Here is a 22,455-nt window from a genome sequence, read left to right on the forward strand (position 1 = left end):
ATTTCGGAGAAGGAGCGCAACAGGATGGCGCACAGCCTGCGCGGACGGCTGCTGTGGTGGCTGCTGCTGCCGCTCGCGGTGTTCGTGCTGATCGCGGGCGCGATGTCGTACGACACCGCGCGGACCACGGCCGGGCTCGTGCAGGACAGCGCGCTCGTCGCGTCCGCGCGCACGATCGGCGAGGACATCGAATGGCGCAACGGCCTGCCGGTCGCCGACGTGCCGCCGGCCGCGCTGGAGATCTTCGAGTCGCCGTCGGGCGATTCTGTGTTCTACAAGGTGATCGACAGCCACGCCCGCCTGCTTGCCGGCAATCCGGCGCTCGACCTGCCCGCGCGGCACGGCATCGAGCCGACGCTGTACGACACGTCGCTCGACAGCGTGCCGCTGCGCGCGGTGGCCTACGACCGCCAGCTGTACGACGAGGGCCAGGTCGAAACCGTCACGGTGGTCGTCGCGAAGACGACGCGCTCGCATGGCGCGATGGTCGCGACGATCTGGCGGCCGCAGCTCGTGCGCCTGTCGCTGATGCTGGTGCTCGCGGTGGTGCTCGTCTATCTCGGCCTGACGCTGGAGCTGCGCCCGCTGATGAAGCTGAAGGACGACGTCGCCGACCGCGGGCCGATGGAACTCGAGCCGATCCGCCCGGAGCGGCTGCAGCACGAACTGCGGCCGATCGTCGATGCGATCAACCAGTGCATCGCGCGGCTCAATACGCACACGACCACCCAGCGCCGTTTCATTGCGGACGCCGCACACCAGTTGCGCACGCCGATCGCGGTGCTCGATACGCAGATCCAGTACGCGCAGCGGCGCGGGCACGACGATCCGGAACTCGCGACGGTACTCGACAGCATGCAGCGCAGCAGCCGCAAGATGGCCGACGTGACCGACAAGCTGCTGCTGCTCGCGCATGCGGAGGCGACGCCGTCGACGCTGCTGACCCATCGCGTCGATCTCGCGGCCGTGGTGTCGAGCGTGCTGGAGGAGACGATCGTGCTCGCGCAGCGGCGCGACATCGATCTCGGCGCCGATCTCGGCGAGCGGCTCGACGTCGCGGGCAGCGACAGCCCGCTGACCGCGCTGGTGATGAACCTCGTCGACAACGCGGTGCGCTACACGCAGCCGGGCGGCTGCGTGACCGTCTGCGCGCGGCGCGACGGCGACACGATCGTGCTCGACGTGGTCGACAACGGGCCCGGCATCCCGGCCGAAGCGCGGCCGCACGTGTTCAAGCGGTTCTACCGCGTGTCGGCCGACACCGAAGGCTCGGGCCTCGGGCTGGCGATCGTCCGCGAGATCGCGCAGGCGCACGGCGGCAGCGCGTCGCTCGCGCCGGGGCCCGGCAATCGCGGTATCGTCGTGACCGTACGGCTGCCCGCCTACGATTGAAGAGAAAGCCGTCATGAAACTCCTGCTGGTCGAAGACAACGCCGAACTCGCGCACTGGATCGTGAACCTGCTGCGCGGCGAGGATTTCGCGGTCGACTGCGTCGGCGACGGCGAACGCGCGGACACCGTACTGAAGACCGAACGCTACGACGCCGTGCTGCTCGACATGCGCCTGCCCGGCATCAGCGGCAAGGAAGTGCTCGCGCGGCTGCGGCGCCGCAACGACAACGTGCCGGTGCTGATGCTGACCGCGCACGGCTCGGTCGACGACAAGGTCGACTGCTTCGGCGCGGGCGCCGACGATTACGTCGTGAAGCCGTTCGAGTCGCGCGAACTCGTCGCAAGAATCCGCGCGCTGATCCGCCGGCAGGCCGGCGTCGGCACGACGCAGCTCGTGTGCGGCGACCTCGTCTATGCATTCGGCACGCGCGAATTCCGCTGCGGCGAAACGGTGCTGGCGCTGCGGCGGCGCGAGCACGCGATCCTCGAAACGCTGATGCTGCAGCAGAACAAGACGGTATCGAAGTCAAGGCTGATGGACAGCGTGTTCGCGCTCGACGACGAGCCGAGCGCCGACGCGATCGACATCTACATTCACCGGCTGCGCAAGCATCTCGCGGGCAGCACGGCCGAAATCATCACGCTGCGCGGACTCGGTTACATCCTGCGCATGAAGAGCACGCAGGACTGACGGGCACGCTCCCGTCGCACGGAACGTCGATTCGTAGCACGAAAGGTCGCTCTGGCCAGCCGGATGCCCGGCAGGCCCGCTTGCGCATGCCTGCCCGATCCGTGATTGTTGCGCGTTCGGTGTTTTCACCGATCCGATTCTTGCGTCCGGGAAAGCGTCGTGAAGGATTGCACGCTCTACGATGCTATGCGTCGGCCCTCTCGCTGTGGCCGGCAAGAGTCGGCATACATTACGTACTGCCAACGACCAGATTTCAATGCGGCAGCTCGGAGGAGACGATCTTGAAACGAAAAACCCTTGCCCTTTCCATCGCGGCGGCTGGCCTGTGCGCCGGCACCCAGGCGCATGCGCAATCGAGCGTGCAGCTCTACGGCCTGATGGACCTGAGCTTTCCGACCTACCGGACCCACGCCGACGCGAACGGCAATCACGTGATCGGCATGGGCAACGAAGGCGAGCCGTGGTTCAGCGGCAGCCGCTGGGGCCTGCGCGGTGCCGAAGACATCGGCGGCGGCACGAAAATCATCTTCCGCCTCGAAAGTGAATTCGTGGTCGCGAACGGCCAGATGGAAGACAGCGGCCAGATCTTCGACCGCGACGCGTGGGTCGGCGTCGAGGACGAGCGCTTCGGCAAGCTGACGGCCGGCTTCCAGAACACGATCGCGCGCGACGCGGCCGCGATCTACGGCGACCCGTACGGTTCCGCGAAGCTGTCGACCGAGGAAGGCGGCTGGACCAACTCGAACAACTTCAAGCAGATGATCTTCTACGCGGCCGGCCCGACCGGCACGCGCTACAACAACGGCATCGCGTGGAAGAAGCTGTTCAGCAACGGCATCTTCGCGAGCGCCGGCTACCAGTTCAGCAATTCGACGCAGTTCGCGACCGGCTCCGCGTACCAGGTCGCGCTCGGCTACAACGGCGGCCCGTTCAACGTGTCGGGCTTCTACAACCACGTGAACAACGGCGGCTTCACGAACCAGACGTTCTCGGTCGGCGGCAACTACACGTTCGACATCGTGCGCCTGAATGCCGGCTACTTCCGCTACAACGGCGACCAGGGCTCGCTCGGCCAGCGTCACGACGATTCGTGGACGGTGTCGATGAAGATCGCGCCGAAGGGCGCGCTCGACTACGAGCTCGGCTACCAGCAGATGCGCGTCAAGAACGCCGCGAACAACTCGGACGGCTTCACGCCGAACGCGAACCTCGGCGCGTTCAGCCTGACCAACGGCGTCAGCAACGGCTTCAAGGAGACGATCTACGGTTCGGTGTTCTATCACCTGAGCAAGCGCACCGAGGTGTACCTCGCCGGCGACTACATGAAGCTGCACGGTGGCTACACGGTGTCGTCGACGTTCGGCGCGAAGAACCAGCTCGAACTGACGTCGGGTATCCGTACCCGCTTCTGATCCAGCGCGGGGCCCGGCGGGCCCCGCCGCACCCTCCATCCGGGATTCTCCATGCGGGCACGCCGGCGCTTGACGCCGACCGTGCCCTTTTTTTCGTCCTTTTCCCGGCGCCGCCGGCCGGCCCGTGCGACAACCGGCCCGAACCCGCTTGCGGCCCGTGGGGCGGGCGATCGCGGCCGATGCCCGCACGATCGGCTCACATCGGCGCTTGACCTGCGCCGACCGACTCGATAGCGTTTCGGGTTTGCCCGGGCGGCCGTTGCCGCCGGTGCCGTGAGCACGCCCGACGTCCTGGCGCGCGCGGCCGGGCTCCGATGGAAAAGACGATGCAGAAACTCGATGCGGCCAGCCCGCAGGCGATGTCGACGGATTTCACCGCCGACAACGTCGCGCGCCTGAAGGCGCTGTTCCCCGAACTCGTGACCGAAGGCCCGGACGGCGCGTCGGTCGACGTCGACGTGCTGAAGGCGCTGATCGGCGAACGCACGGTCGGCGATGCCGACGAGCGCTACGGCTTCCACTGGCACGGCAAGCGCGGCGCGCGCCAGGCCGCGCTCACGCCGTCGACGGGCACGCTGCGGCCCTGCCCCGACGACAGCGTCGCGTGGGACGACACGCGCCATCTCGTGATCGAGGGCGACAACCTCGACGTGATGAAGCTGCTGCACAAGAGTTACGCAGGCAAGGTGAAGCTCGTCTACATCGATCCGCCGTACAACACCGGCAGCGATTTCGTCTATCCGGACGACTTCAGCGACAGCATCCGCCACTACCTGGCGATGACCGGGCAGACCCAGGGCGGCGTGAAGCGCAGCACCAATACCGAGGCGAACGGCCGGTTCCACACCGACTGGCTGAACATGATGTATCCGCGCCTGAAGCTCGCGCACGCGCTGCTGTCCGACGAAGGGCTGATCGCGGTGCACATCGACGAGCACGAAGTGCATGCGCTCGTGCTGATGCTGCGCGAGATCTTCGGCGAGGAGAACGAGCTCGGCGTGGCCGTGTGGGACAAGCGCAACCCGAAGGGTGACGCGCGCGGCGTCGCGTACCAGCACGAATCGCTGGTGCTGTTCGCGCGCAACGCCGAGACGCTCCTCGAGCAGGCGCCGCTCAAGCGCCCAAAGCGCAATGCGCAGCGCATGCTCGACGCCGCGCACGACGCCGTGTACCGCAGCGGCAACGCGAAGGACGCACAGAAGGCGTACCGCGCATGGATGAAGGCGCAGACCAACCTGTCCGGCGGCGAGGTGATGTACGACCGGCTGTCGGAAGAGGGCCGCGTGTACCGCCTCGTGTCGATGGCCTGGCCGAACAAGAAGAAGGCGCCGGAAGAATATTTCACGCCGCTGATCCACCCGGTCACCGGCAAGCCGTGCGCGATGCCGGCGCGCGGCTGGCGCAACCCGCCCGCGACGATGCAGGCGCTGATCGAGCGCGGCCAGATCGAATTCGGCGCGGATGAAAGCACGCAGCCGCAGCGGATCTATTACCTCGACGAGAACATGTACGAGAACGTGCCGTCGGTGCTGCCGTTCGCCGGCTCCGACGACGCGCTGCTGAAGACGCTCGGGATCCCGTTCGACCTGCCGAAGCCGGTCGACTTCGCGGCGGCCGTGATCGGCTGGTGTACGCGCGGCGACGACATCGTGCTCGACTGCTTCGCGGGCTCCGGCTCGACCGGCCACGCGGTGATGCAGGTGAACGCGACCGACGGCGGCGCGCGCCGCTACGTGCTCGTGCAGCTGCCCGAAGCGCTCGACCGCCGCGACAAGACGCAACTGGCGGCCGCCGATTTCTGCGCGAAGCTGAAGAAGCCGCTGACGCTCGCCGAAATCACCAAGGAACGCCTGCGCCGCGCCGCGCAGCAGGTCGCGCGCGACTATCCGGAAAGCTATGGCGACCTCGGCTTCCGCGTGTACCGGCTCGACACGACCAACGTGATCGAGTGGGACCCGCGCCGCGACGATTTCGACCATGCCCTCTTCGCCTCCGTCGAGCACGTGAAGACCGGCCGCACCGAGGACGACCTGCTGGCCGAGCTGACGCTGAAGCTCGGCCTCGATCTGTGCACGCCGGTCGAGCATCACCAGGTGGCGGGCAAGACCGTCCACCTGATCGGCCGCTCGATCGTCGCGTGCTTCGATGCGCGCATCGCGCGCGACGATGCGGGTCCGCTCGCCGACGGCATCGTCGACCTGCTCGACGCGACCGGCACGACGCACGACGTCATGTGCCTGTTCCGCGACAGCGGCTTCGTCGACGACGTCGCGAAGCTCAATCTCGCCGCGCTGCTCGAACAGCACGGCGTGAAGCGCGTGCGGAGCCTGTGATGCGGCTGCATTTCGAAGCGGATCTCGACTACCAGCGCGAGGCGATCGACGCCGTCTGCGACCTGTTTCGCGGCCAGGAGTCGTATCGCGGCGACTTCAGCGTGCTCGCGAACGCCGCGCCCGGCACGACGGCCGCCGCGCAAGGCTCGCTCGGCTTCGCGGTGTCGGAACAGGGCGTCGGCAACCGGCTGTCGCTGACCGACGACGCGCTCGCGCGCAATCTCGCCGACGTGCAGCTGCGCGGCGGGCTGCCGCCGTCCGGCCTGCCCGGCTCGCGCGACTTCACCGTCGAGATGGAGACCGGCACCGGCAAGACCTACGTGTACCTGCGCACGGTCTTCGAGCTGAACCGTCGTTACGGTTTCACGAAGTTCGTGATCGTCGTGCCGTCGATCGCGATCAAGGAAGGCGTGCACAAGACGCTTTCCATCACCGAGGATCACTTCCGCGCGCTGTACGCGGGCGTGCCGTACGACTACTTCCTGTACGACTCCGCGAAGCTCGGCCAGGTGCGCCACTTCGCGGCGAGCGCGGCGATCCAGATCATGGTGATGACGGTGGCCGCGATCAACAAGAAGGAAATCAACAACCTCTACAAGGACAGCGAGAAGACCGGCGGCGAGAAGCCGATCGACCTGATCCGCGCGACGCGGCCGATCGTGATCGTCGACGAGCCGCAAAGCGTCGACGGCGGCCTCGAAGGCCGCGGGCGCGAAGCGCTCGCCGCGATGGCGCCGCTCTGCACGCTGCGCTATTCGGCCACGCACGTCGACCGTCACCACATGGTGTACCGGCTCGACGCGGTCGATGCGTACGAGCGCAAGCTCGTCAAGCAGATCGAGATCGCATCGGCGATCGTCGAGGATGCCCACAACAAGCCGTACGTGCGGCTCGTGGGCGTGTCGAACCGGCGCGGCGCGATCAGCGCGCGCGTCGAGCTCGACGTCGCGACGGCGGCCGGCGTGAAGCGCCAGATCGTGACGGCCACCGACGGCGACGATCTCGAACGCCTGACCAGGCGCGCGCTGTACGCGGGGCTGCGGATCGGCGAGGTGCACGCGGTGAAGGGCGCCGAGTACGTCGAGCTGCGCCATCCGGAAGGCGAGGCGTTCCTGTCGCTCGGCGAGGCATTCGGCGACATCGACACGCTCGCGGTGCAGCGCGAGATGATCCGCCGCACGATCCGCGAGCATCTCGACAAGGAGCTGCGCCTCGCGGAGCGCGGCGTGAAGGTGCTGTCGCTGTTCTTCGTCGATTCGGTCGAGCGCTATCGCCGCTACGACGAGAACGGCATGCCCGTGAAGGGCGATTACGCGCTGATCTTCGAAGAGGAATATGCGCGTGCAGCGCGCGTGCCGGCCTACCGTGCATTGTTCGACGGCGTCGATGTCGCGCTCGAGGTCGGGCGCGCGCACAACGGCTACTTCTCGATCGACCGCAAGGGCGGCTGGACCGACACGAGCGAAAGCAGCGCGGCGGCGCGCGAGAACGCGGAGCGCGCGTACGGCCTGATCATGCGCGAGAAGGAAGCGCTGCTGTCGTTCGACACGCCGCTGAAGTTCATCTTCTCGCACTCGGCGCTGAAGGAAGGCTGGGACAACCCGAACGTGTTCCAGATCTGCACGCTGCGCGACATCCAGACCGAGCGCGAGCGCCGCCAGACGCTCGGCCGCGGGCTGCGCCTCGCGGTCGACCAGGACGGCGAACGCGTGCGCGACGCGGGCGTGAACACGCTCACCGTGATCGCGACCGAGCGCTACGAGTCGTTCGCGGAGAACCTGCAGAAGGAAATCGAGGCCGATACGGGCATCCGTTTCGGCATCGTCGAGGAGCACCAGTTCGCGGCGCTGCCCGTGCAGGAAGGCGACGGGCCCGCGCATGCGCTCGGCATCGAGCTGTCGCGCGTGCTGTGGAACCACCTGCACGAGCAGGGCTATGTCGACGCGCAGGGCAAGGTGCTCGACCGGCTGAAGGATGCGCTGCGCCAGAGCGCGCTGGTGCTGCCCGAGGCGTTCGAGATGCTGCGCGCGCCGATCGTCGCGACGCTGCGCAAGCTGTCGGGCCGCTTCGCGGTGCGCAACGCCGACGAGCGCCGCGCGATCGCGTTGCGACGCGACGCGTCGGGCAAGGCCGTCGTGTTCGGAGAGGATTTCCGCGCGCTGTGGGACCGGATCCGCCATCGCACCGTGTACCGCGTCGAGTTCGACAACGCGAAGCTCGTGCGCGACTGCACGGCCGCGCTGCACGACGCGCCGGACATCGCGCGTGCCCGGCTGCAGTGGCGCAAGGCCGAGATCGACATCGGCAAGGCCGGTATCGAGGCGATCGAGGTGGCCGGCGCCGGCACGGTGTTGCTCGACGAAGGCGAGCTGCCGCTGCCCGACCTGCTCACCGAACTGCAGGACCGTACGCAGCTCACGCGCCGTTCGCTGGCGACGATCCTGGCCGACAGCGGCCGGCTCGACGATTTCCGTGTGAATCCGCAGCAGTTCATCACGGTCGCGGCCGATGCGATCAACCGCTGCAAGCGCCACGCGCTGGTCGCGGGCATCGCGTATCGCAAGCTCGGCGAGCGCCACGTGCATGCGCTCGAATCGTTCGAGAGCGAGGCGCTGACGGGTTACCTGCGCAACCTGCGGCCCGACGCGCAGAAGTCGATCCACGAAGCGGTCGTGTGCGAGACGGACGCTGAGCGCGCCTTCGCCGATGCGCTCGAGGCGCACGACGGCGTGAAGCTGTACGCGAAGCTGCCCGCGTGGTTCCGCGTGCAGACACCGCTCGGCAGCTATCACCCCGACTGGGCCGTGCTCGCGGAACAGGACGGCGGCGAGCGGCTGTACTTCGTCGTCGATACGCCGAATACGGACGGCCATGTGCCGAGCGAGCACGAGCGTGCGAAGCTCGTGTGCGGCGAAGCGCATTTCCGTGCGCTGGTGGATGGCGACGGCGCGGCGCGCTTCGTGCGCGTCCGGCAGGCCGATGCGTTGTTCGAGCCTGCGGTGCCGCTGGCGGGCGCCGGACGGTGATACGAAGGGCGGCGATGAGCCGCCCTTTTTTTCAGCCTTGATCGAGCGTGCCGGACGCCCTCGCGGCGCTCTATTCATGCGCCGATTTTCGTTCTGTCATCCGCGTGAAAGCGATCCGTATTGCTGCGTGAGCACGACGCGGTTACGGCTGGTTGCAAATCGGGTCGGCACGACGTTTCCGCGCGACAGCGGCGTTGCGTTTCCGCCATGAAAAAAGGGCGCCGAAGCGCCCTTTCATCGCATGCGTGCGCCGTGCTTACAGCGTGCGGCCGAATGCGTTGTGATGCGAATGATGCGTGGACGTCGACGCATGCGCGGTATGGCCATGCGCATGCCCGTGCGTGTGACCGTGACCCGGCTGCACGCCGGCGCGATCGGCGATCGTATCCGAGCGGTCCGCGGCGCGCGACAGGCCCTTGTCGCGGTCGCCCGCGCGCATGCCGTTCGAGTTGCTCAGCGCCTCGCCGCTCATGTGACCGCCGGACATGCCACCGGCGTTGCCGCCCGAGCCGCCTGCGCCATGACCGCCACCGTTGCCACCGCCATTGCCGCCGGCCGCCGCGTAGGCGGACACCGAGCCGAGCGCGAGCAGCGCGGCCGTCAATACGGACAGATATCGTTGCTGTTTCATCTTGTGCTCCCTGGAGCGCGTTCGTATGACTGCATTCTATGAACGCGCAAAATTCGCGCCACACGACGTTGTAAATGATCGTAACGTTGTGCGCGACGCACATTCGTCAGATCAATCCGGGTGCTGCATGAACGGGGAACGAAGCAGGCGGTGGCGACGCCTCGGCGCCGCCCCGGTGGTGAAGTGCTTACTGCGCCGGCTGCATGCCCTGCGCGGCGGCCTTGTGCTGCGCGGCCTGCTCCTGCGCCTGCTTCTTCGCCATGTGGTGGCCGACGATACAGCCGCCGACCGCACCGACGACCGCGTGGTGCCCCGCGTAGTGGCCGGCGACCCCGCCCACCACCGCACCCTTCATGCAGCCCGCCGCGTGCGCGCTGCCGATCGTTGCGAGCGCAACGACAGCGGCGGCGGCGCACAGCCTGATGTGTCGAATCGGCATCATGTTGTCACTCTCCTCTCGTGGTGATCAGTCGGGCCGCTTAGTCCCAGCGGCCGCCGCGCCAGCCGCCGCGGTCGCGCCACTCGTGCTCGCGCCATTCACGGCGGCGCCACTCGTGTTCGCGCCATTCGCGCTGACGCCAGCCATCGCCGCGCCAGCCGTCATCGCGGTAGCCGACCGGCGCGTACATCACGGGCGGCGGCGGCGCGACGTAGACCGGTGCGGGCGCCGCGTAGACGCCCGGCACGCCGATGCCGACCGACAGGTCGACGTGGGCCGATGCGACGCCCGAAGCTGCCAGCGCCGCTACACCGAGAACTGCACCGAGAATAAGTTTCTTGCTCATCTCGCGACTCCCTGCACGTGTCGTGCGTCATGTGAATACGGTTCGGAGTCTAGGCACCGGACACAGACACAGGTGAAACGGGTATGCGAGACAGGTAACGGACGATTACGGATGCCCGCAAAGCCTTACGGGACAAGGGAGAGGCCGCACTCGAAGCACCGTTGCAGCGGTGCATCGGGCCGGTAAAAAGGGCGTTTCGGCACGAAACCGGGCGATTCGATCGGGCTCGCCGGCATGCGCGGGAAGTGAACCGCTCGCGCCGTGCGGCACGAGCGGTTCGCAACAGCAGGCGTTACGCGCGGATATCGTCGACGCTGCGCAGCCAGTGCACGCTGAACAGGTTGTCCGCATCGGTCCACACGGTGTCGGGCTCGAATCCCGCGCGACGCGCGATCGCGTGGAAACCGTCGATCGTGAACTTGTGCGAGTTCTCCGTGTGGATGCGCTCGCCGGCTTCGAAGCGGAATGCGTGGCCGCGCACGTGCACCGTCTGCGCGATGTCGCTGACGAGATGCATTTCGATGCGCTGCCGCTCGCGATCGTAGAACGCGCAATGCGAGAACGCGTCGATGTCGAAGTCCGCGCCGAGCGCCGCGTTCGCGCGCACCAGCAGGTTCAGGTTGAACTGCGCGGTGACGCCCTGCGCATCGTTGTACGCGTGATGCAGCGTGCGCTCGTCCTTCACGAGGTCGGCGCCGACCAGCAGGCCGCCACCGCGCAGCAGCCGTGCGGCATCGCGCAGGAATGCGTCGGCTTCTTCCGGCGAGAAATTGCCGATCGTCGAGCCGGGAAAGAAGCCGATGCGCCGCGCCGGTGTCGCGGTCAGCTCGGCCAGTTGCTCGGCCTTCGTGTAGTCGGCCGCGAGCGGCGCGACGTCGAGCCACGGATAGGCCGACCGCAGTCGCGCGGCCGCGCCGTGCAGGTAGTCCGCCGAGATGTCGACCGGCACGTAGCGCGCCGGCGCATTCGCGTAATTGCCCGCGAACGCGTCGAGCAGCACGCGGATCTTCTCGAGCGAGCCTGCGCCGAATTCGACGAGTTCCGCATGCGGGCCGACGCGCCGCACGATCTCGGCCGCGCGGTCGCGCAGGATGCCGAGCTCGGTGCGCGTCGGGTAATACTCCGGCAGTTCGCAGATGCGGTCGAACAGCGCGGAGCCGGCTGCATCGTAGAAGTATTTCGGCGAAATGCTGCGCGGCGTGCGCGACAGTCCGTCGATCAGGTCGCGCTCGAACGCGCTCGGCCGCGAATCGCGGGCGGGTTGCTGGCCACCGCTCGTGGCCGTCCGGTCAGACGTCTCGCGCAAGTCGCACTCCCGTGAATTGCCAGCGCGCGGCCGGCGGAAAGAAATTGCGGTACGTCGGCCGTTCGTGCCCGGGCGGCGTCGCGATGCTGCTGCCGCGCAGAACCTGCTGGCCGACCATGAACTTGCCGTTGTATTCGGCCGCGACACCCGCGAGCGGCCGAAAGCCCGGATACGGCTCGTAGGACGAACGCGTCCACTGCCATACGTGCCCGAGCATCTGCTGGATGCCTTCAGCAGGGAACGCGGTTTCCCATTCGAATTCGGTCGGCAGCCGCGCGCCGGCCCATTCCGCATACGCGGCCGCTTCGTAGAAGCTCACGTGGCACACCGGTGCGTCCGGCGCGAGCGGTTCGACGCCGTGCAGGCCGAACGTGCGCCGCACGCGCGTGGCGGCCGCATCGTCGTCGTCGGGCATCCAGTACGCGGGCCCTTGCCACCCTTCCCGCTGCACCGTGGCCCAGCCGTCCGACAGCCAGAACTCGGGGCGCACATAACCGCCGTCCGCGACGAACGCCGCAAATTCCGCATTCGTCACGAGACGGTTCGCGATCTCGTACGGCCGCACGAGCGCCGTGTGACGCGGCCGTTCGTTGTCGAACGAGAACGCATCGCCGTCGTGGCCGATCTCGACGAGCCCGCCCGGCTGATGCAGCCAGCGCTGCGCGCCGGCATCGCCCGCGGCCATCGCGTCGCCGTCCATCCCGTTGCGCGGCCGGAACGCAGGCTTCAGCGGGTTGCACGAGAACGCGTGCAGCATGTCGGTGACGATCAATTCCTGGTGCTGCTGCTCGTGATGCAGGCCGAGCACGACCTCGGGCGCGATCGCGTCGAGCAGCGCCGCATCGGCGCCGGCCAGCGCGCGCAGCATCGCGTCGTCGACGTATTGCCGGTACGCATGCACCTCGTCGAGCGACGGGCGCGTGAGCAGCCCGCGCTGCGGCCGCGGATGGCGCGGGCCGAGCGCTTCGTAATAGGAATTGAAGAGGAACTGGAAGGCGTCGTCGAACGGCGCGTAGCCGGGCACGCGGCGCATCAGCACGACGGTTTCGAAGAACCAGGTCGTATGCGCGAGGTGCCATTTCGTCGGACTCGCGTCGGGCATCGACTGCACGGCCTGGTCTTCGGCGGACAGCGTCGCGGTCAACGCGACGCTGTGGGAGCGCACGTCCTGGTAACGGCGCTGAAGCTGTGATGCAAGGAGGCTCATCGGTTTACCGTCCACGTCGCGATTCGCTGCGTTGCGTTGCCGGAAAAAGGAAAGCCTTGCGCGTGATGCGCGCGGCTGACGTGCGACCTGCTGCTGCGTCGTCGGGCAGCCGGCGCGCGCGCCGTGCCGCGGATGCGGCGTCACTTCATCTGCCCGTGCAGAACAGTATGGGCCAGAAATGTGAATGCTGCGAATCCGGATGCCGGCGAAACGCGATCGAAAGAAAAATGAAAGTGTTGGCTTCGCACGTGTCGAATGCGTGACGGCGCGGGGATCCCTGTCCGGATGGGCTTTGCCGCATGCCGGCCCGCATGGGCGGCTACTGACGACCCATGACATCCGCGCGGCGCGCGAGTTTGTCTGATGAACGCTGTCGCGCGCGGCCATCGGCACTGCGCCGAACCGCTCTGCCCTTCACTTGCGATCCGTATCCGCGCCCGCTTCGAAAAATCTTTTGCGTCGATGTCACACGCGCGGGGGGCTCGCTCGTCATATCACCGGAACCCACACGAAAGGAGAAGGAACCATGACTGCGAAACTCAATCCGTTTGCCGCCGCCCCCGCGCTGATGAAGAACTGGATGACCGTGTCGGTCGCCGCTGCGGGGAGCCTCGAGCCGACCTTGATCGAGCTGGTCAAGATCCGCGCATCGCAGATCAACGCGTGCGCGAACTGCATTAACATGCACACCGCCGAGGCACGCGGGCAAGGCGAGACCGAGCAGCGCATCTACCTGCTCGCCGCGTGGCGCGAAGCGCCCTGCTACACCGACCGCGAACGCGCGGCGCTTGGCTGGACCGAAGCGCTCACGCGGCTGTCGGAAGGCCACGCGGCGCACGAAGCGGCCTATGCGGCGCTGAACGACCATTTCAGCCAGGAGGAACAGGTGAAACTCACGCTGATGATCAACGTGATCAACGGCTGGAACCGGCTCGCCGTCGGCTTCGGGCTGTGGATCGAGCCGGCCGATGCGAAGGCCGCCGCCGCGAAGATGGTGGCCTGATGACGAACCTCGACCCGGCCAAGGGCAGCGCCGAAGCGCGGGCCGACGCGGCGGCGAGCTTCGACCCGCTGCGTCGCACGCTGATCCGCGTCGCGTACCGGATGCTCGGTTCCGTCGCGGATGCCGAGGACATGGTGCAGGAGGCGTTCATCCGCTGGATGGACGTCGACCGTACCGAGGTGCGCGTACCCGAGGCGTTCCTGCGCCGCATGGTGATGCGCATGTGCCTCGATCAGCTGAAGTCCGCGCGACACCAGCGCGAGACCTATATCGGCCCGTGGCTGCCCGAGCCGGTCGTCGAGGAAGACGAACAGGAAGACGTCACGCTGCCGCTGCTGCTCGCGCTCGAACGGCTCTCGCCGCTCGAACGCGCGGCGTTCCTGCTGCACGACGTGTTCGGTCTCGAGTTCGACGAAGTGGCCACGACGATCCAGCGCGACCCGGCAGCGTGCCGGCAGCTCGCCGCGCGGGCGCGTACGCATGTGCGCGAGGCGCGGCCGCGGTTTCATGTCGAGAAGCAGCGCGGGATCGAACTGGCCGAAGCATTCTTCGCGGCATCACGCAGCGGCGACATGCGTGCGCTCGGCGCGATGCTCGCCGAGGACGTGAGCCTGCATTCCGATGGTGGCGGCAAGCGCACGGCCGCAGGCAAGCCGGTGTTGGGTTTCGAACTCGTGATGAAGGTGCACGAGTACCTGGCCGGGTTGTTCGCGACGCATGCGTCGAAGCTCGTGCGGGCCGGGTTCATCAACGGGCTGCCGGGGTTCGTCACGCTGGAAGCGGACGGCGAGCTGCAGACGACGGCGCTCGAGATCGACGACGGGAAGATCGTCGCGATCTATGTCGTGCGGAATCCTGACAAGTTGAAGCATCTGCATTGAAGGTAGCGCGAGCCGGCGCCGCATGCCATGCGGATGCATGGCGACGGCGCCGTCCGCCCTCTTCTTCCTGCCCTGCCGATCGCCGGCTACCGCGATCAGTACGTCGCGCCTCCGGCGTTGCCGAGCATGAATAACAGTACGCCGAGCAGCGGCGTCGCGACGGCGAAACCGGCCGCCGCCAGCCAGTTCGTGCCGCCTTGCGCCTCGAGCAGCGCGAGAAACGATTCGCGAGACGTCGCGTTCGGGCGCAATTTTTCGATCCTGCGTTCGACGTACCGCTTGTAGAGGCTGTTCCCGCACCAGCCGAGCGAGACCGCGATCCCGATGGTGACCGGGTCGAGCGTGCTCGATTCGAAGTATGTCGGGAAGTACAGCAGCTCGACCAGCGTGATGCCGAGCGTGACGGCGAGCACGGCGGCCGCCTGCCAGTACATGCATCGATAGGCCATCCAGACCGGGCCCAGGAAGCACGCGGCCCAGTTCCACGACTGCCGGCTCTTGCGCGATTCGGCGATCGCCCATTTGCGCTCGAACCAGGCGGCTTTCTTGCCGACGTAAGCGGCGATTTCGTCGGTGCTTGCGGACGATGCGGCGGTCGTGACCTCGGACATGGTCGTGTGCTCTCAGTCGCGCGGATCGCGCGTTGTTGTTTCGATGCGGTTTGGAGATGCTTGAAATCGGGTGGCACGCGGCGCAGCCGCTTCGATGTGCACACGATTCTACTCGCCGTGCAGAGGCGCTTGAATGACGGGTCGGGATGCCGGCGACGATGTGATGCCGGGCCGTGTATCGCGCCACGCATCGGGGCACTCTGCGCTGTTTCGGACCGGAAAAGAAAAACGCCACGCGAGGTTGCCGCGTGGCGTTTGTATGTTTGGCGAGCCGCGTTGCCTGTAGGCAAGTTGTGCTGCCGGACCCCTTCATTTTGTTCGTTGGTAGGCTCGATTGGATTCGAACCAACGACCCCCACCATGTCAAGGTGGTGCTCTAACCAACTGAGCTACGAGCCTAAGAAGCCGCGAATTATAGAGAGGGTTTTGGAGAGGCGCAAGCCCCTTCGTGAAAATTTTTTGAATCGCGGCGCACGAACGCTGACGATCGATGTTGCCTGGCGATGCCGCGAACGTCGGCTTCACCTGTTCGCTTCACAGCAAAACGCGTCGATGCGCTGTGGTGTTATCCACATTGCCCTCTGGATAACCGTCCGGCAAGCCTCTGGATTCACAGTGGAACGATTGAGGATATGTCGGCGAGTCCGTGAATCGACGAAAAGTTGTTCTGTGCTGCGCGGAGCTGTTCACGTGACACACCCATGGTTATGCATCCCGCTTCGTGCTGAAAATTCAGTGCGTTACGGAGGTTATCCACTGTGGGGCACAGCGCTTGTTAACTATCACTACGTATGTATACGAACCCTGTTAACACCTTTGGATAAGCACAGTCCGTCGACTGTGATCCGCTCGGGATATGCACTGCGTGCGGCGAACAGAGGAACGAATCGGGAAGCTGTGAAGCACGTGGGTGATACGTAAGCCGTCATGTCTGTAGAATCGCCGGCATCCAGGATGCAAAGGGCCGACGGACAGGCTCACGGCACATGACTGATCTTTCGTTGACCCGGCTCGACGCGCTCGATATCGACACAGTCATGCATCGGATGCAGCAACATCCGGGCGACATCGTGTTCGAGCAACGCGTGTCGATCCCGGAAGCCGACGTTCTGTGTTGCCGCTACAAGGGCGAGCGATTCAACGTGAAGTTCGATCTCGACTACGGGGTGTTTGTCGATCGCGTCGGGAAGGTCTCCGACGAAGACGTCGCGAAAATCGTTAGATGGCTCACGAAGGAGGCAGGGTGATCACAGCGGAAGACACTGGACGATGCGATCGATGAAGGCACCTGTCGACGAGATGCTGGTGACGGATATTGCCGGCCATGTTGCGGTTGTCGTCACGGACGTGGTGGCTGCGGCCGATGGACTAATCCGGTTGGGCTTCGCTCGGCATTCCGATCGCTGGGAACGTGCAATCGCAGACGACAACGACCGGCAGACGCTCGTAGCCGCGCTCATCGAACTCGATGTGCTGTTTTCCGCTGGCCGCGACTGGAGTCCGCAGGCACTCGTCGAGTATTACCGGGAGATCGGCGTCGTTCGAAGCGCGTACCGTTCGGTTGCATGGCACGGACCAGCGCAATACGTCATCGAACGGCATGACTGAATTACGCGAGATAACGCGATGACGTACAAGGTCCTGATGGTGTCACGCGGCGAGATCGTGCTGTCCGACGGAGAGCGTACCGTGCGGGCGCCTGGCGAGGCGTTGCTGCCTGGCGTGGACAACGGTCCCGGATTCGTCGTCTACGTCGATTCAATGAAGTACGTCGAGCCGATAAACGATAGCGGGACGATCGATGCCGTCACGCGCCAGGCCGTGATTTCGGCGATCACCGAGTATTTCTCGTCACGACGCGCGACGGTCGATTTCGAACCCTGAGCCATCGATGATGATGACCGGCACGATGAAAACAAAGAAAGACCCGGGCGACATGAGCGCTGCCCGCAACCGGAGCCGGTAATGGGGCCGATCGTCTGCCGCCGGCATGGATACGACAACGGGATCACGACATCGAAGGGCATTTCCGCGCGCATCCAGCGGCGCGGACAGTTCGTGTCCGGCGAACTCGTGAAGGTTTCGCTCGATCGCCCGAAATACAGCAGGGAAATGTGGATGCTGCGTGCGGAACTCGACGAGCACGAGGTCGATGCCACCTTTGTCGACAACGTTGCACACGTGAAGGCGTTTCCGAAGATTGCGGCGCTGGAGCGTTTGCGGGAGCATCTGTGTTCGGCATGCCTGGACGAACTGCTCGTGCGCTCCGGCGAAACGCCCTATAAACCGACGACGATAGAGCACGCGTTCGACACGTCCGTTGTCGCGGCGAATGCGAAATGGCCTTCGAATCACGCGCGATGCGAGCTTCACGGCTTGATCTTGCCGACCCGGACCTCGCCGGATATCGAAACGGCGATCCTGACGATCGATGTGATTCGCGATCGTCACGTCGTGCAGGTGACGGATGGCAGCGCGAAGCACGAACCGAAGCACTGGTTCGACGAGGCGTTTTTGCGCAAGGTGCTCGGGCCGGATATCGATATCGTCGAGTCGACATTCAGGATCGACGATCGGGCCACGTTCGTGAGGCTGTGGGATGCAGGTGAGCTCGTGTGTCCGGTGTGCCTGCGGGAGGTGCTGAAGCGCAGCGATGTGATCGAAGGGGAGCCGCCGCAGTGATTGTGGACAACCGGCGTCCATAACAACTCCGGATGCTGTGCATCCCGATGGTGAGCGGACCGCTCAGCGTGCGGCAATGCGGGGAAAACGACGTCACGACTGTCAATGCGGTCTTCCTGATCGAGAAGATCTATACAAGCGGTTCCAAACAAATCGCAAACGCTGTGCCGCGGCATCGAGTATGCTTGCGCCCCCGGAGACGGGACTCCGGAAGGCCGGCGGGTCGAACGAAGGCGAGGGCGTGCCGGTCGGCCCGCGTTGTATTCGATGTGGAAAACTTCGCCGCAAGTCAGTCAAAACGCTGTGCAACGAAATGGTGAGCACTTCGCGTGACGTCTGTTTCGGCGCGTGGTGACGCCCGAAACGAGGCCGCATGCGCAGCGGTGGCAGGATCGAATCGATCGGAGCAGCGCAGTTTGCTCGAGGCATCGAGCATTGTGGATATCCGGTCGCCAAGCGACTCGGAATGCTGTGAAGCCAGACGGTGAGGGTGATGCAAGACGACTGAATCGTCCGCCTTGCGCGGAGGGCGATGTGGATAACGGCTCTCGAAACGAATCCGGGCGCTGTGCCCTTCAAGGGTGAGCGCATCGTGCGCAGGGCAGATTTGCCACTGCGCGCCGGCCATGTGGATAAGCGACTCCCGGACGAGTCGGAACGCTGTGCATCCATATGGTGAGCATGACCTCATCAAGCCGGCAAAGCCGCACCAGGCGGGTGTCGGCGGCTATCGGGGACCACCAGTGTGGCGCGAATCGAGCCACTCAAGTCTGCTGATCGAGCGCCTGCACGACCGCTTTCTCCCCGAGACTCCCCGCCGGCCCGACAACCGCATAATTGAGCCCGTTCACCGACCCGTACCGCGCGAGCAACGCACCATCCACGCGTTGTCCGGCCGGCAGCAGCCGATGTTTCGATTCCGCCGGCCGCAGATAGAAGCTCAGTGTCCGCCCGGCCTCGTCTTCATAGAGCACCATCGCAGCCGTTGCGCCGCTGTCCGTCGTGAACAACCGCCCACCAACTGGCCTGAACCCCGCCGCGCTCAAATCCGGCAGCCGCGCCGATGCGCCCACGCGTTTGGTGAGCCACCCCTGCAAATCGCCCGCACCCGTCGGCCGGTAATCGACCTTGGCCGTCTGATCGACCACCATCATCCGGTAAGCCTCGATAGCATCGCTCATCGGTGCGATGGGCGGCGCTGCATTCCAGCCACGCGCCTGCCATCCTCCGAACGTCCCCAGCCCGACGCAGAACACGAACGAAGCCGCTATCGCAAACCGCATCCGCGAGCGTTCCGCCCGCCGGCCGCGAATGGCCGCAGGATCGAGCGCAGGGTTATCGGCCGGCATCCGCACGCTCTCCAGTGCGGCCCGCAAACGCTGCGCATCCTGTTGCCATTGCTTCACCTGTTCCGCGCGCTCCGGATGCAGCGCGAGATAGCGCTCGACCGCGGCGCGCGCATCGTCGTCGAGCTGGCCGTCGACGTAGGCCTGAAGGTCGTGTTCGTTCGGAGGCGTGTTCATTTCTTCATCAACCGGAGAGAAGGAGCAGGTAGCTCGCCGTCGCTGAGCTGGCGCAGCGCCTGGCGCGCGCGGGATAGCCGCGACATCACGGTGCCGATCGGCACCTCGAGCAGGTCGGCGACTTCCTGATAGGTGAAGCCCTCGACCGCGACGAGCAGCAGCAGGCTGCGCTGCTCGTCCGACAGCCGGCCGAACGCTTCGAGCGTCGCGCGCGCCGTGAATTCGCGTTCGGCGGACGGCCAGTGCGCTTCGTCGTCGTCACGGATCCGGCCGAGCAGCCAGTTGTAGCGCTTCGCGCTGCGTTTCCCGTCGAGAAACTGCCGGTACAGGATCGTGAAGAGCCAGCTGCGCAGCGACGCGTCGTCGCGACGGCTCGTCCAGCGCGACAGCGCGCGCTCGAGCGTCGACTGGACGAGATCGTCGGCCGCATGGACGTCGCGTGCCAGCCAGAGCGCGAAGCGTCGCAGCCTGGGGATGAGTTCGCGTAATGCGTCGTCGTCGAGGGCGGTGGAGGGCATGGCCGGGCCGGTTGCCGAAAGGGTCAAGATGCCGCGTAGGACGCCGGCCGGCATCGATTATTCCCTCCAGCATAGGAAAAAAATTTTCGTGGAATAAAGCGGCGCGGGTGGCGTCCTACGCGCGTTCGACAATGATCTGACGATCGGGAGCGCATTCATGAAGCAATCTTCCTCTTCTTCGCCGCAGCGCGAGCCTGGGCGCGGGTGGTGGCGCTGGGCCGTGATCGGCGGCGCGGTGGCCGGCGTGGCCGTCGCGTTCGGCTACGCGGGTGGCTGGCTTGCGCCGGCGCGTCTGACCCCGCAGCGGCTCGTCGACGCGCTGCAGACCAACAGCGGCATCCATCCGGGCTTCCGGCGCAATCACGCGAAGGGCGTGTGCGTGACCGGTTACTTCGAAGGCAACGGCGCCGCGAGCGCGTATTCGGTCGCGCCGTTCTTCAAGGCGGTGCGCACGCCGGTGGTCGGGCGCTTCGCGTTGCCGGGCGGGAATCCGTACGCGCCCGACAGCAGCGTGCCGATCCGCAGTCTTGCGCTGAAACTCACTGCGCCGGACGGCGAACAATGGCGGACCGGGATGAACGCGATGCCGGTGTTTCCGGTGGCGACGCCGCAGGCGTTCTACCAGCAGACGCTGGCGACCCGGCCCGATCCGAAGACGGGCAAGCCCGATCCGGCGAAGGTGAAGGCGTTTTTCGGCGCGCACCCGGAGACGGCGGCGTTCCTCCAGTGGATCAAAGGTGCGAAGCCGAGCGCGAGCTACGTCACCGAAAGCTATTACGGGTTGAACGCGTTCTACTTCGTCGACGCGGCCGGCAAGCGCCAGGCGGTGCGGTGGCGTGTCGTGCCGGAGCAGACGGCCGGCGCCGGCGACGTCGCGACGGCCGGGGATCCGAACGTGCTGCAGCAGGACGTGACGCAGCGCATCGCGGCCGGTGCGCAGAAGTGGAAGCTGCTGGTCACGCTGGCGGAGCCTGGCGATCCGGTGGACGACGCGACGAAGGTCTGGCCCGCCCAGCGGACGACGATCGATGCGGGCACGCTCGTGCTCGATCGCGTGGAGGCGCAGGACAGCGGGCCGTGCCGCGACGTGAATTACGACCCGACGGTGTTGCCGCAGGGGATTCAGGTGTCGGGTGATCCGTTGCTGGCGGCGCGTTCGGCGGCGTATGCGGATTCGTATCTGCGACGCACGAGCGAAGAGGCCGGGGTGGCTGGCGTGGCGCGATTGAGTGGGGAGGGACGATGATGAAGGCTTCGACGACGTTTAGCTTGCCGGCACGCGTGCTGCATTGGGTGATGGCCGCGATGATCCTCGCGATGCTGTTCATCGGGGTGGGGATGGTGGCGTCCGTTTCCGGGCGGCACGAGATCCTGGTGGCGATTCACAAGCCGCTGGGTGTGGCCGTGCTGGTGCTGGTGTGCGTGCGGATCGTGGTGCGGGTGCTGTCGAAGTCGCCGGCGTTGCCCGAGGACCTGCCGTGGTGGCAGAAGGTGGCCGCGCACGGGTCGCATCTCGTGCTGTATGCGCTGATGGTGGCGATGCCGCTGATCGGGTGGGCGATGCTGTCGGCGGGCGGGTACCCGGTGACGCTGGGCGGTGGCGTGCAGTTGCCGGCGCTGGTTTCGGCTGATCCGGTGACGTTCGCCTGGCTCAGGGTCGCGCATCGCGTGCTGGCGTATCTGTTCTTCGCGACCTTCCTCGCGCACTTTGCCGCGGCGCTGTATCACGGGTTGATTCGGCGGGACGGCGTGGTGAGGGCGATGGTGGGGCGGTAACCGACGGTAGCTTGCGTTCGCGGCGGCGGGGCGGTTCACGGGCGACCGAGGCTGCTCTTGCCGTGCCCCTTATATATGAACACTGGGTCGGCTCAACGGCCCCCGACCTAGCATGTCAAAAATATTTCACAAAGGGGGTTGCGGAGACCGGAGTAGGTGCTTAGAATCACGCCTCTTTCGCGCTAACGGAAACGCAGCGCGGGGGAAAGAAGGGAAGCGGTACTGTTGAAGTCGGTTTTATCGACTCCAGTGCACACGAAATTAAACCGCAGTCGTCGCAACGAAGTAGTTAAAAAAGTTGTTGACGAGTTTTAAAAAACGGTTGATAATCTCGCTTCTCTGCTGCTGAAAACGCAGCGCTGCTGAGAAACGCGAAGTTTCTCGCAGAAACGTTCTTTAAAAATTAACAGCCGATAAGTGTGGGCGCTTGATGGAAGCGAGCTGATCCTCGGATCAGATAGCGAAAGTATCAAGAGTCTCACACTAAAGTAAGTCAGGTTTATGAAGTGATTCATATTCCTGTCAGCTTTGAGTGAGCGACCGGTTCTTAACCGAACCGAAAACAGTAACAGGTTTAAACTGAAGAGTTTGATCCTGGCTCAGATTGAACGCTGGCGGCATGCCTTACACATGCAAGTCGAACGGCAGCACGGGTGCTTGCACCTGGTGGCGAGTGGC

At 65.7% G+C, this 22,455-nt stretch carries 21 protein-coding genes, 1 tRNA gene and 1 rRNA gene; 14 read left to right on the plus strand and 9 right to left on the minus strand.

All coding sequences use genetic code 11. The annotated features are described in order from the left end of the window. The first annotated feature begins 24 nt into the window (after positions 1-24). The 5 genes from HWX87_RS21795 to HWX87_RS21815 all read left to right on the plus strand — a co-directional run bounded on the left by HWX87_RS21795 (position 25) and on the right by HWX87_RS21815 (position 8,854). Positions 25-1,392, plus strand: a complete 1,368-nt coding sequence (locus HWX87_RS21795; RefSeq protein WP_176049252.1) for a sensor histidine kinase — start codon at positions 25-27, stop codon at positions 1,390-1,392. 13 nt (positions 1,393-1,405) lie between these two features. Next, entirely contained in the window at positions 1,406-2,083 is a 678-nt protein-coding gene (locus tag HWX87_RS21800) for a response regulator (protein ID WP_176049220.1), read from the plus strand. A gap of 281 nt (positions 2,084-2,364) precedes the next feature. Further along, complete coding sequence (locus HWX87_RS21805; protein WP_176049222.1) at positions 2,365-3,495, plus strand: porin; 1,131 nt, start codon at positions 2,365-2,367, stop codon at positions 3,493-3,495. Between the two features lie 314 nt (positions 3,496-3,809). Continuing rightward, entirely contained in the window at positions 3,810-5,828 is a 2,019-nt protein-coding gene (locus tag HWX87_RS21810) for a site-specific DNA-methyltransferase (protein ID WP_176049223.1), read from the plus strand. Then, the gene (locus HWX87_RS21815) at positions 5,828-8,854 is read left to right on the plus strand and encodes a DEAD/DEAH box helicase family protein (RefSeq protein WP_176049225.1); all 3,027 of its coding nucleotides are present in this window, start codon (positions 5,828-5,830) and stop codon (positions 8,852-8,854) included. Before HWX87_RS21810 ends, HWX87_RS21815 begins: the two co-directional genes overlap by 1 nt. 256 nt (positions 8,855-9,110) lie before the next feature. Here the strand turns inward: HWX87_RS21815 and HWX87_RS21820 are convergent, their stop codons facing one another. From HWX87_RS21820 to egtB, 5 genes are all read right to left on the minus strand, one after another. Further along, on the minus strand, positions 9,111-9,485 hold the full coding sequence (locus HWX87_RS21820) for a hypothetical protein (protein ID WP_176049227.1): 375 nt from the start codon (positions 9,483-9,485) through the stop codon (positions 9,111-9,113). 187 nt (positions 9,486-9,672) lie between these two features. Continuing rightward, complete coding sequence (locus tag HWX87_RS21825) at positions 9,673-9,927, minus strand: hypothetical protein (protein WP_021162262.1); 255 nt, start codon at positions 9,925-9,927, stop codon at positions 9,673-9,675. Positions 9,928-9,964: 37 nt separating this feature from the next. After that, positions 9,965-10,270, minus strand: a complete 306-nt coding sequence (locus HWX87_RS21830; RefSeq protein WP_021162263.1) for a hypothetical protein — start codon at positions 10,268-10,270, stop codon at positions 9,965-9,967. Between the two features lie 292 nt (positions 10,271-10,562). Next, the gene (gene egtD, locus HWX87_RS21835) at positions 10,563-11,576 is read right to left on the minus strand and encodes an L-histidine N(alpha)-methyltransferase (RefSeq protein ID WP_176049229.1); all 1,014 of its coding nucleotides are present in this window, start codon (positions 11,574-11,576) and stop codon (positions 10,563-10,565) included. Continuing rightward, positions 11,560-12,783, minus strand: coding sequence for an ergothioneine biosynthesis protein EgtB (egtB, locus tag HWX87_RS21840; RefSeq protein ID WP_176049231.1), 1,224 nt, complete (start codon positions 12,781-12,783; stop codon positions 11,560-11,562). Before egtB ends, egtD begins: the two co-directional genes overlap by 17 nt. A 526-nt stretch (positions 12,784-13,309) precedes the next feature. On the opposite strand from egtB, the gene HWX87_RS21845 reads away from it, so the two are divergent. Both HWX87_RS21845 and HWX87_RS21850 read left to right on the plus strand, forming a co-directional pair. Then, the gene (locus HWX87_RS21845; RefSeq protein ID WP_176049233.1) at positions 13,310-13,786 is read left to right on the plus strand and encodes a carboxymuconolactone decarboxylase family protein; all 477 of its coding nucleotides are present in this window, start codon (positions 13,310-13,312) and stop codon (positions 13,784-13,786) included. Further along, entirely contained in the window at positions 13,786-14,667 is an 882-nt protein-coding gene (locus HWX87_RS21850; RefSeq protein ID WP_176049235.1) for a sigma-70 family RNA polymerase sigma factor, read from the plus strand. Before HWX87_RS21845 ends, HWX87_RS21850 begins: the two co-directional genes overlap by 1 nt. Before the next feature lie 95 nt (positions 14,668-14,762). Here the strand turns inward: HWX87_RS21850 and HWX87_RS21855 are convergent, their stop codons facing one another. Both HWX87_RS21855 and HWX87_RS21860 read right to left on the minus strand, forming a co-directional pair. Next, positions 14,763-15,278, minus strand: coding sequence for a DUF2628 domain-containing protein (locus HWX87_RS21855; RefSeq protein ID WP_176049237.1), 516 nt, complete (start codon positions 15,276-15,278; stop codon positions 14,763-14,765). A gap of 322 nt (positions 15,279-15,600) precedes the next feature. Then, positions 15,601-15,677, minus strand: a tRNA-Val gene (locus HWX87_RS21860). 587 nt (positions 15,678-16,264) lie between these two features. Here HWX87_RS21860 and HWX87_RS21865 point away from each other — a divergent pair. The 4 genes from HWX87_RS21865 (at position 16,265) to HWX87_RS21880 (ending at position 17,960) form a co-directional block, all read left to right on the plus strand. Next, entirely contained in the window at positions 16,265-16,525 is a 261-nt protein-coding gene (locus tag HWX87_RS21865; RefSeq protein ID WP_244137726.1) for a hypothetical protein, read from the plus strand. 31 nt (positions 16,526-16,556) lie between these two features. Then, positions 16,557-16,886, plus strand: coding sequence for a hypothetical protein (locus tag HWX87_RS21870; protein ID WP_176049239.1), 330 nt, complete (start codon positions 16,557-16,559; stop codon positions 16,884-16,886). A gap of 18 nt (positions 16,887-16,904) precedes the next feature. Continuing rightward, positions 16,905-17,162, plus strand: a complete 258-nt coding sequence (locus HWX87_RS21875; RefSeq protein WP_176049240.1) for an Imm74 family immunity protein — start codon at positions 16,905-16,907, stop codon at positions 17,160-17,162. Positions 17,163-17,336: 174 nt separating this feature from the next. Beyond that, positions 17,337-17,960 (plus strand): hypothetical protein, encoded by a 624-nt coding sequence (locus tag HWX87_RS21880; protein ID WP_176049241.1) that lies wholly within the window; start codon positions 17,337-17,339, stop codon positions 17,958-17,960. Between the two features lie 764 nt (positions 17,961-18,724). Here the strand turns inward: HWX87_RS21880 and HWX87_RS21885 are convergent. Continuing rightward, entirely contained in the window at positions 18,725-19,483 is a 759-nt protein-coding gene (locus tag HWX87_RS21885; protein ID WP_176049242.1) for an anti-sigma factor, read from the minus strand. Next, positions 19,480-20,001 (minus strand): sigma-70 family RNA polymerase sigma factor, encoded by a 522-nt coding sequence (locus tag HWX87_RS21890; protein ID WP_059527789.1) that lies wholly within the window; start codon positions 19,999-20,001, stop codon positions 19,480-19,482. The genes HWX87_RS21885 and HWX87_RS21890 overlap by 4 nt, the downstream gene beginning before the upstream one ends. A gap of 157 nt (positions 20,002-20,158) precedes the next feature. Here HWX87_RS21890 and HWX87_RS21895 point away from each other — a divergent pair, with 157 nt between their 5' ends. The 3 genes from HWX87_RS21895 to HWX87_RS21905 all read left to right on the plus strand — a co-directional run. Continuing rightward, positions 20,159-21,247: a catalase family peroxidase gene (locus HWX87_RS21895; protein WP_176049243.1), complete on the plus strand. Its 1,089-nt coding sequence runs from the start codon at positions 20,159-20,161 to the stop codon at positions 21,245-21,247. After that, positions 21,244-21,777, plus strand: a complete 534-nt coding sequence (locus tag HWX87_RS21900) for a cytochrome b (RefSeq protein ID WP_176049244.1) — start codon at positions 21,244-21,246, stop codon at positions 21,775-21,777. The genes HWX87_RS21895 and HWX87_RS21900 overlap by 4 nt, the downstream gene beginning before the upstream one ends. 576 nt (positions 21,778-22,353) lie before the next feature. Further along, positions 22,354-22,455: ribosomal RNA gene (locus tag HWX87_RS21905) — 16S ribosomal RNA — on the plus strand; the annotation flags it as partial.

Source organism: Burkholderia sp. BCC1644 (genome assembly GCF_902833225.1).
GTDB lineage: Bacteria > Pseudomonadota > Gammaproteobacteria > Burkholderiales > Burkholderiaceae > Burkholderia.